This window comes from Labilibacter marinus, from assembly GCF_001659685.2.
Classification (GTDB): domain Bacteria; phylum Bacteroidota; class Bacteroidia; order Bacteroidales; family Marinilabiliaceae; genus Saccharicrinis; species Saccharicrinis marinus.
Genome location: NZ_LXYE02000016.1, coordinates 121191 through 130603, shown reverse-complemented (window position 1 = coordinate 130603; position 9413 = coordinate 121191). Strand labels below are relative to the sequence as shown.

Sequence of the window (9413 nt, the reverse complement as noted above, 5' to 3'; positions counted from 1 at the left end):
TAATGATCTGATATACCAATTATTTTAAATTTCATTTTTTTGTTAGACTAACTTCTCTATATAAAAGACCCTTCTAGTAATTATATGATTAACAACACCTTTAATCTGGCTGACCTATTTGTATATAAATGATTTTTTATGCTCACCGGACGAGGTCGTGGGTATCAAGATCGCCTAAAAGAATTATTCCTATAGGCCAGTTCCTGGTTCCATTTGTTGCGCATCGCTCCAACTTAACATGGAATTGATGATGGTTGCTGCTACATTGCTACCTCCTTTGCGTCCATGTAAAATTACAGCAGGCACATCTTTACAACCATATTTTAATTGCCATTTGCTTTCGCGAACATTTACAAAACCCACGGGAGCAGCAACCACTGCACTAGGATTCGCTTTTCCAGAACGAACAAGTTTGATTAACTCTATCAAGGCAGTTGGTGCATTACCAAAAGCAAATAAAGCATCCGGATGCTCTTCAACAGCCAAGCGAATTCCGGCTTGTGTTCTTGTGATTTTATGCTTATCGGCCATTTCAGCCACACGCTCATCGTCCAAGTAACATTTTACTTGTATACCCAGCTCCTCTACTATTGACTTACGAATTCCTTTGGTCACCATATTTACATCGGTAACAATAACAGGAGGTTTACCAGAATAAAATTTCTGATGACAAGTTTCTATAACCTTGTCGGTTAATTCTAACTCATCAATAATACTAAAATCAGCCGTGGTGTGAATACAATGTAAAGCCGTCCATAATTGCTCCAATGGATATTTATCGGCATCTATCTTTTTAAGAATCGTTTGAAAACTCTTATTCATGATGGCTCTTCCAATTTTATGCTTAGAAGTTCCATACTTATCGGAATAACCACGTGGCGTGATCATCTTATCGCCGAAGGCTTTGGTTTGAGAATTACCAATAATCACCACAGTAAACATATCGGCCATAGATGCATCCATTTCTCCCAAGGTAACTACTCTCACACTTTCCTCTTCGCGACCAACATGACGAACAAATCCAACTGGCGTTTCAGGATCACGCACCTCTAAAAACAACTCTTTTAAACGCATAATTTGCCAATATCGCGTTTTGCTCACAGGGTTATAAACCGCCGTAATAAAATCGCCTTTGGCAGCAGCCTTTATGCGCTCATCAATCACCTCCCAAGGTGTTAACAAGTTAGACATAGATACCGAGCAAAAATCATGTGCCAATGGCGCACCAAGCTTTGCAGCTGCAGCAAACATGGCACTGATACCAGCCACAACCTCAATATCCGTATCCAGATTGTCGGTCATTTTAATCTCCCATAATAATGAAGCCATTCCGTAAACTCCCGAATCACCTGAACTTACCACTGCTACCGTTGCCCCATTAGCCGCCTTATCAAAAGCAATTTGCGCGCGTTCAATTTCCTTCATCATACCTGTAGAAACCACTTCTTTGCCTTCTAACAAATGCTCAATAAGCTCTACATAGAAATTGTACCCCACAACCACATCAGCCTTTTCAATGGCCTTTAAGGCTTGAGGTGTCATATATTCTTGGTCTCCAGGACCTATTCCAATACTATAAATCATTTTCCTTAGCTTTTAGATATTAGCCTTAGTACGAAAAAATGCACTTAATACTCTAGTAAAATAAGATTGTGGCGAAGTAAGGGATTTCTCTATCCTTTAAATCTTCTGCATTAGAAGTTGAAAACTCTTCTGGTGCACCTACTTTCTCTATATAAAAAAATGGACGCTTTAATTCCTTTAAAAATGGATACCACCCTTTAACAAACTTAGCTTTCATTACCACCAAAGAAATATCTTTCTCTAAAGCAGCCTTAACATCCTCTATACTATCTGGCTTAGCCATAACCTCTAAAGAAGTATTACCATCCACCAACGACTCTTTCATCACCGAACTAGCTGCAACAAAAGCTGGTATTCCAGGAACTAAATTACACTCCAATTTATCTTGATTGGCCAACTTTTGAATATACCCATAGGTACTGTAAAAAAGTAAATCTCCTTCGTTTACAATCACCACGTTTTTATCCAAGGCAGCTTCTTTTAATGTCTCGTATGCTTCTCTGTAAAACTGATCTCTTCCCTTTCCCGTCATAGGAAACAGAATAGGTTTACATGGACATTTTAAATCGTATGCATCAATAATTTTCCTCGACCATGAGTTCTCCTCCGTTTCTGTTAATTTAGAAGCCGGATAATAAACTACATCTGCCTTTTGAAGTGCTTTTAATCCTTTTACCGTAATCAATTCTGGGTCACCAGGCCCAATTCCAATAGCTGTTAATGACATTATTTATAGTGTTTTGTTTGTTACTAATTCAATAAACTGTTTCATTTTATTTGCTTGCCCTAGGTAGATATGAAAATAGGACGACCAACAGTTCTTACATTTAAAAATAGGCATATCCACCTCCTTGCCACGCGCCGACTTTGCAACATAGCTTGCCGCTTCACAAGCTCTTAATTCAAGGCTAGAATAATGAAATTCATGACCTTTAAATTGATAGCCGTTTGCCTCAACTAAGCGATATCCTAGTTTTAGTTTCATATTATTTAAGGACGTAACATAGCTGAAGATACCCGTCATTCGATGAATGCTATTTTCCTGAAGTTCTAACCCCTTACCCAAATACATCATCCCTCCACATTCGGCAACTATCTTACCTCCATTTCGCTCAAATTGCTTAATGGCTTCTATCATGGCAGTATTTTCACTTAGTTCTTTGGCAAATAATTCTGGATAACCTCCAGGAAGCCAAACTAAATCTGCATCGGGAATCGTTTTATCTCGCAAAGGGCTAAAAAACAATACTTCGCCCAATTCTTTAAGTCTGTCGATATTGGCAGGATACATAAAATTAAAAGCCTCATCGCATGCTACTGCAAATCTTAAACTTCCAGTATTTTCCCATTGCTTCGTATTAACTGATTGAACCTTGTAATCAGAAATACGAAGTAGTTTTTCTAAATCTACATGCTTCTCTATCAACTCAGCAGAGCAATCAACTGCCGCTTTCATATCGCTGGATTGCGTCAGAGATAAACCTAAATGCCTCGATTCTAACGTGAGTTTTTCATTTTTAGGCACATAACCTAAAGATGTCACTTGGGCGTCTTCCGCTGCCTCTTTTAAAAATTGATAATGAGACTCTCCCGAAACTCGATTAAAAATGACGCCTTGAATATTTACCTTAGGGTTAAAGTTTTTAAAGCCATACAGCAAAGGCGCCACCGAATAAGCCGTAGCTGCAGCGTTGACAATAAGAATGACAGGCAAATTCAGAATCTGTGCAATTTCGGCAGAACTACCTTTGTCCCTTTTAGCTCCATCAAACAAGCCCATTACTCCCTCTACTATGCCCACGTCAGCGCTTTCCATCTTTCCAGAAAACACTTCTTTTACATGTTGCTCGTCCGACATCCAAACATCTAAATTATAAGAAGATTTCCCTGCAATTTCGGTATGGTGGATAGGATCAATATAATCTGGCCCACATTTAAATGGCTGTATTTTTAATCCTTTATTCTTTAATGCCTGAATTAGCCCCAAAGTAATAATGGTTTTCCCTGAGTTGCTCGAAGGAGCTGCTATTAAAAAACTGTTTTGCATATTTCGCTTCATTATTGTTGAACTAATTCACGTGCTAACATGGTTTGCACCTTTGCTACTAAATGCTCCATTTTATGAAACTGTTCTAACTTTTCTCCTAAAAAATGCACAGTAAACGTAGGTTTTATATAATCGTCTACAGCAATATATAAATCGCTTTTTCGGCTAGTGATGTTTACTTCAATTCCTTTACGGGATAAGGCTCTTTGCAAAAGCAATACACCAAAACCATCCCCATGTACATCTATTTGAAACTTATATTTATGATTCACTTGAAAAGCACCCGTTTTAGGGTCGAACGCCACCTTATCTTTATTAAAGATATTCTGAATGGCATTGTCGATGAGTAAATCCTCAGGCGTTCCATGCTCGAAACTTCCATCACCATTCATTAGCCAAATTTTATCTGCCAGTTGTAAAGCCAAATCTAAATCGTGAGTGCTCATTAAAATAGACTTACCCTTTGAAGCCAACTCTCGCAACAGTTGCATTACATCCACACGTGTCGGCAAATCCAAAAAAGCGGTTGGTTCATCTAACAATATTATAGGTGTATCCTGCGCTAGAGCTTTTGCAATCATCACTTTCTGTCGTTCACCATCACTCAAACTATGCACTTGACGATCCTTTTTATCCAGAATTCCGCATTGCTCAATGGAACGAGTAACAATGTTATTATCTTCTTTATTTAGCTTTCCTAAAAAACCTGTATAAGGACTTCTACCATATCCTACCAACTCCTCAACCGTTATATTATCGGTTAAAACTTTATCGGTTAAAACAACCGCTACTTGTTTAGCTAAAATCTTATCCGACAAACGCTCAACATTCATATCGTTCAATAGAATTTCACCACCAAGCGTAGGTAAAAAACCGCACATAGAACGCATCAGGGTACTTTTTCCGGCCCCATTAGCACCCAATAAGCAAACCAACTCACCACGATGCAGGGAGGTAGAAATATCTCGCCCTACAACTTTGGTTTCGTTAGAATTTTTATATCCCGTTGAAACGTTATTTATGTTTATGAGTTTGTTCATTTATTTATTTTTACCTATTAGCTTCTAGCAATATATTTTTCAGCCTTAAACTGTGTACTATACACTGCCAACTACGTACTAAATACTCCTTTACTGCTTCCTTCTTTTCCAGATAACTGAAATAACCACGGGTGCACCCACAAATGCCGTAACAGAATTAATGGGTAAAGCATTATCTAAACCAGGCATGCGAGCTAATATGCTACACAATAAAGCTGTTGCAGCACCAAGCACTCCTGCCATGATAATTAATTTTATATGATTAGATGTTTTAATCAGCATTTTTGCCATGTGTGGAACAGCCATTCCTATAAAAATGATTGGTCCGCAAAAGGAAGTGACTACCGCTGTTAATATCCCAGCCGTCATGATAATTACAAAACGGGCTCTTTTTATATTTAAGCCTAAGTTTTTCGCATATCTATCTCCTAAAGAAATTAGGTTTAATGGTTTAGATAAAAATATGGTTAACAAGGAAATACCTACTGTAACAAATCCAAAGTTTAGAGCAGAGGTTAATGATAAACGACTGAAACTACCCAAACCCCATATCACGTAATTATGAACATCTTCTTCGAGGCTATAAAACTTTAAAATTCCTACAATTGAATTGGACAGATAACCTACCATTACTCCCATAATAAGCACAGGAAGTGTTCCTCCAATTTTTCTGCTGATAAAAAGGATTAACATGAGAATACCTAACGCACCTAACATAGATGCTATTACCACAGAAAAGTCGCCCCAAAAACCGATAGTGCTAAATGATAATCCGAATACTTGGCCAGCTACCATTACAACAAATCCAACCCCTAAACTTGCGCCAGAAGAAATACCCAATACCGATGGTCCGGCCAAAGGGTTATGAAATAGCGTTTGCATAAACAATCCTGCCACACCTAAAGCCATACCCGCACTTAAAGCAACAATAGCTTGTGGAAGTCGAGTTCGTAAAATAATCAGTTCCCAGCTTCTGTGCTCGATGGATTGTCCCAACAAAACCTTTAAAGTTTCAGGCAAAGGAATATGAACGGATCCCAATATTAAGTTTCCTAAAAACAGAATAATGAGCAGTAAAATTAAACCAATCACTTTGGTGGTAAATGGTATGCCGTTTGAAATAGATGAGTTTTCCGTCATTGCTTATTTTAAAGAAGTCCAGAAAAAAGGTTGATAATCGGACGGTAATAACTCGTGATGAAAATGATAAATATAATCGGCTAAGATGATATGAGGTTTAACTGGGTTTTGCTCGTAAAAAGGAACTTGACGGATATTACAGGCTAAAATATGATTCTCACGAAAAGCCTTAAAATCGTCGTAACGTCTGTCCTCTGATAAAAACGATGCTTTACTAAAACCAACTGGACTACTAGTTAAAACCCGCCAATAATCCGCATTTTGTGCCTCTTCAAAAACCACCTCAAAATCCATTGGTTCGGCTCCTGTTTTGCCATTTTTAAAAACATACTCAGCACCTGCGTCCTTAAAGTAATGCGCATAAAAGCTATTGCCGCCAGGAACATACCATTTATCTCCAATAAGTTTACCACTAAAAATGCTCGGTTTGTTATTTACTTCCGATGCTAGTTGTTTCAACTCATTGTATTTGGCATCTATATTTGAAAATATCTTATCCGCTTCCTGTTCTTTATCTAAAAACAAAGCCACCATTTTAATCCATTCGGCTTTAGCCAATGGAGTCATTTCTTTATGGGCAGCCATAGGAATCAGATTAATCTCCAAATTCTTCATGGCATCATAACCTCCGGCCTTAAATGGAGAAACCATAATAATTTCTGGCTCTAGGCTTACGATCAATTCCTTGTTAAAACTTCCCTCTTTACCAATACGTGAAACTTTGCCATCCATAATAAATGCATTCATCATTTTATCGTGGAGATAACGAGAACTATTTACGCCAACAATACTTTCGTATGCGTTTAGCTCCATAAAATAAGCTAGCTGCGTGGAGGAAGAACAAATAATTTTGTGTGCAGGAACAGCAATCTCTCCAGCCTTTAGTTTCTGTTTTGAGGTATTTGAGACTAATATAACCTGCTTAATAATTTTTGAAGAATCTGCAGGATTTTTAATGGTGAGTCTGGTTTTATAATCCGATTTCTCGATGGTAAAACCAGTAGCATATTTTAAAGGAACAATTTGCCACTGAGTAGAATCCTCTGTGTTAGATGATTTAGGTTTTGAAGTGCATCCCATCAAAAGATGAATTAAAATGCACCACAGTACAAATACGTTTTTGTGTTTACAAAAAATTATCTCGCTCATTCAATTATAATTTATCAAAGGAATCTTTTAAATGCTCCACCCAAATGGAAACTACCTCATTCATTTCGCCAGTACCTTTTATAATACATTCTACTTCTATTCCTGCAGCTGTTAGCATATTGTACCAACTATCCTCACCTTCTCCACACATATCATTTTTAGCATGATCGCCAGCTACACTCATAAAAGGCATCATAAAGGCTTTTTTAATACCATTCAGTTTTAACTTAGCAATTACATCCTCAATGCTTGGGTAACCCTCTACCGTTCCCATATAAACATGCTCACATTCCTCTGCAAAATAATAGTTCATGGCTGGATAAAACACATTTGAAATATGTGGCGTTCCATGCCCCATCAATATCATCGCTTCATCCTTTTTCCTTTCAGGAAAGTTAGCTATCATCGCTTTTACAGTTACTTCAATATCCTCATGAGCGTACAATAAAGGCCTACCAATTTCTATTTTTCGGGGTCCCTTAGGAATCTCCATAATGCTTTTTACCGTTTGCTCCAAGTATTCATACTCCAAGCCCGGAATAGTATGCATGGACTGAACAGCAATATGAGTAAATCCCTCATCCGCCATTTTTGAAATAGCCACAATAGGAGAATCAATATCCTCACCTTGCTTTTTAAGCTTTTTTCGGATAAAAGCAGATGTATATGCCCAACGTATTTCTGTATCTGGAAAAGCTTTTTCAACCTTTTGGTACATATTGACCAAAGCCACTTTTGCAGAAGGAACAGTCGTTCCGAATGCAACTAATAAAATGCCTTTTTTCGTTGGTTTTTCTTTTTTATGAGTAGATGCCATAAGCGAAGTTCCTATTAAAATGAAACACAATAATAAACTAATATATCTACGACACATAATTCAGACTATTGTTTATTACTCGATTTATGTTTTTTACCACGCAAACAACAAGCTCTAAATAGGTTTTAACCAAAGATAGGTTCATATAAAACCACCTCCGAGCACGACCATTATTTATGGCAGAAACAGTCTTTCCCGAAAGTGGATTTACAAACAAACAGTGATTAAATTGAGCATCAATAGCAACCCTAAATCCTGGCAAAGGAAAATAAGAGTTACCTGATTTTTTATAATTGTAGAAACCCTGATACAGGATAACCGACAAAAATTTGTAATTGTGCATGGTTTTCTTTGTTAACAATCTTGTTATAACATAACCTTGCATCCATTGGAAAAATAATGTAATCGGAAAAGTAATTCCTAAACATCAACTTCTTACCCGGAAGCAATCATATCTAAGCTTCTTACTTGGCAGGTTTCCTGACTTATCCCGTTTTTTCGCGCCTTCCCAACAAATTAAATATTGTCAGTGGCTTGTGGTATGAAAAAACATAATCGGCTGATGCCGAATAGGACTTACAGTAGCGGGTACTGTTCCGGAGTTTAACCGGATTCCCTTTTATTATACACATTGTAATTGTGTATAATCACCAAAAAGCGTTGCAAATATAGAACAATTATTTAAACAAAAAATGGCCGACTAAAATATACCTAAGCATATTTTGCCGACCATTACCCCATCATCCTAATAAAGAGTTTATTCTATCCTACTTTTTTTACTCTTCCAGATCCATCAATATTTATATCTGTTATAGCATCGCCTTTGTAATGTACATCTCCACTGCCTTCTATATTTACATTTAATCTATCACCGACAGTAACTTGCACATTTCCTGAACCTTCAACTCTCACATTACAAGTGTCGGAAGTTAAATCAAAAGCCTTATAATTACCAGAACCATCGATTACTATGGATTGAGTATCTACTTCTCCTGCTAATGAAATATTTCCAGAGCCTTCTATTCGAGTATCTAGTTTAGTTGTTTCAATATGAGAAGCACTTATATTTCCACTTCCATCAATTATTAAAAGAAGTTCGTCGCTGGCATCCACATCAGCTACTACATCCATATTACCGCTACCTTCAACTATCAAGCTCGTTTTATCCGCAAACAAAGCGGACTCGATACGAATATCCCCTGAACCATCCACAATAGCTCTGCGCAAGCTAGGTATGGTAATTATTACTTTTAAACTAAAGTGACGATAATTGCCATTTTCCAACTGGATATTCCAATGGTCATTATCAACCCAAGTATTTAAACGATCAATAATATTTTCTTGCCCTACGGCCACTACCTTTTGCTCTTCTCCATAATGGACTTCTACATCAAAGGAGCCATCTAACTCAAAACTATCAAACTCCATTACATCAAGTTCTTTGGTAATTACAGGTCCTGTTCCTTCAATATTATCCTGACAGGAAATTAAAAATGATGCAAAAACTATGGCTATTATTCCTATTCTTAAACTTTTCATGCTATGTTATTTTAAATTCTTCTAAATTGTTAGCACCCTAATGACAATTCTAAACTTAAAGGGTTGCATAGTAACAGTAAAAATCACACTTCTATCT

9 protein-coding genes and 1 riboswitch are annotated in these 9413 nt (G+C 37.2%); all 9 genes read right to left on the bottom strand.

What is annotated here, in order from left to right; translation table 11 throughout:
* Nucleotides 1-189: 189 nt before the first annotated feature.
* Nucleotides 190-1584, bottom strand: a complete 1395-nt coding sequence (gene cobJ / locus A8L32_RS07310) for a precorrin-3B C(17)-methyltransferase (RefSeq protein WP_066629641.1) — start codon at nt 1582-1584, stop codon at nt 190-192.
* 52 nt (nt 1585-1636) lie between these two features.
* The gene (locus A8L32_RS07305; protein ID WP_066629633.1) at nt 1637-2311 is read right to left on the bottom strand and encodes a precorrin-2 C(20)-methyltransferase; all 675 of its coding nucleotides are present in this window, start codon (nt 2309-2311) and stop codon (nt 1637-1639) included.
* 3 nt (nt 2312-2314) lie between these two features.
* Entirely contained in the window at nt 2315-3643 is a 1329-nt protein-coding gene (locus A8L32_RS07300; RefSeq protein WP_198931739.1) for a cobyrinate a,c-diamide synthase, read from the bottom strand.
* On the bottom strand, nt 3643-4671 hold the full coding sequence (locus tag A8L32_RS07295) for an ABC transporter ATP-binding protein (RefSeq protein WP_066629630.1): 1029 nt from the start codon (nt 4669-4671) through the stop codon (nt 3643-3645). Before A8L32_RS07295 ends, A8L32_RS07300 begins: the two co-directional genes overlap by 1 nt.
* Nucleotides 4672-4761: 90 nt before the next feature.
* Nucleotides 4762-5811: a FecCD family ABC transporter permease gene (locus tag A8L32_RS07290; protein WP_066629628.1), complete on the bottom strand. Its 1050-nt coding sequence runs from the start codon at nt 5809-5811 to the stop codon at nt 4762-4764.
* Nucleotides 5812-5814: 3 nt separating this feature from the next.
* Entirely contained in the window at nt 5815-6960 is a 1146-nt protein-coding gene (locus A8L32_RS07285; RefSeq protein WP_066629626.1) for an ABC transporter substrate-binding protein, read from the bottom strand.
* Between the two features lie 4 nt (nt 6961-6964).
* Nucleotides 6965-7777, bottom strand: coding sequence for a sirohydrochlorin cobaltochelatase (locus tag A8L32_RS07280; protein WP_158027210.1), 813 nt, complete (start codon nt 7775-7777; stop codon nt 6965-6967).
* Nucleotides 7778-7823: 46 nt separating this feature from the next.
* A complete protein-coding gene (locus A8L32_RS07275; RefSeq protein WP_143525034.1) occupies nt 7824-8120 on the bottom strand; it encodes a hypothetical protein in 297 nt (98 codons plus the stop codon).
* A gap of 110 nt (nt 8121-8230) precedes the next feature.
* A riboswitch (cobalamin riboswitch) is annotated at nt 8231-8447 on the bottom strand.
* Between the two features lie 92 nt (nt 8448-8539).
* Nucleotides 8540-9316 carry a head GIN domain-containing protein gene (locus A8L32_RS07270; protein ID WP_066629617.1) on the bottom strand — a complete coding sequence of 259 codons (777 nt, stop codon included), beginning with the start codon at nt 9314-9316 and terminating at the stop codon, nt 8540-8542.
* Nucleotides 9317-9413: the final 97 nt, after the last annotated feature.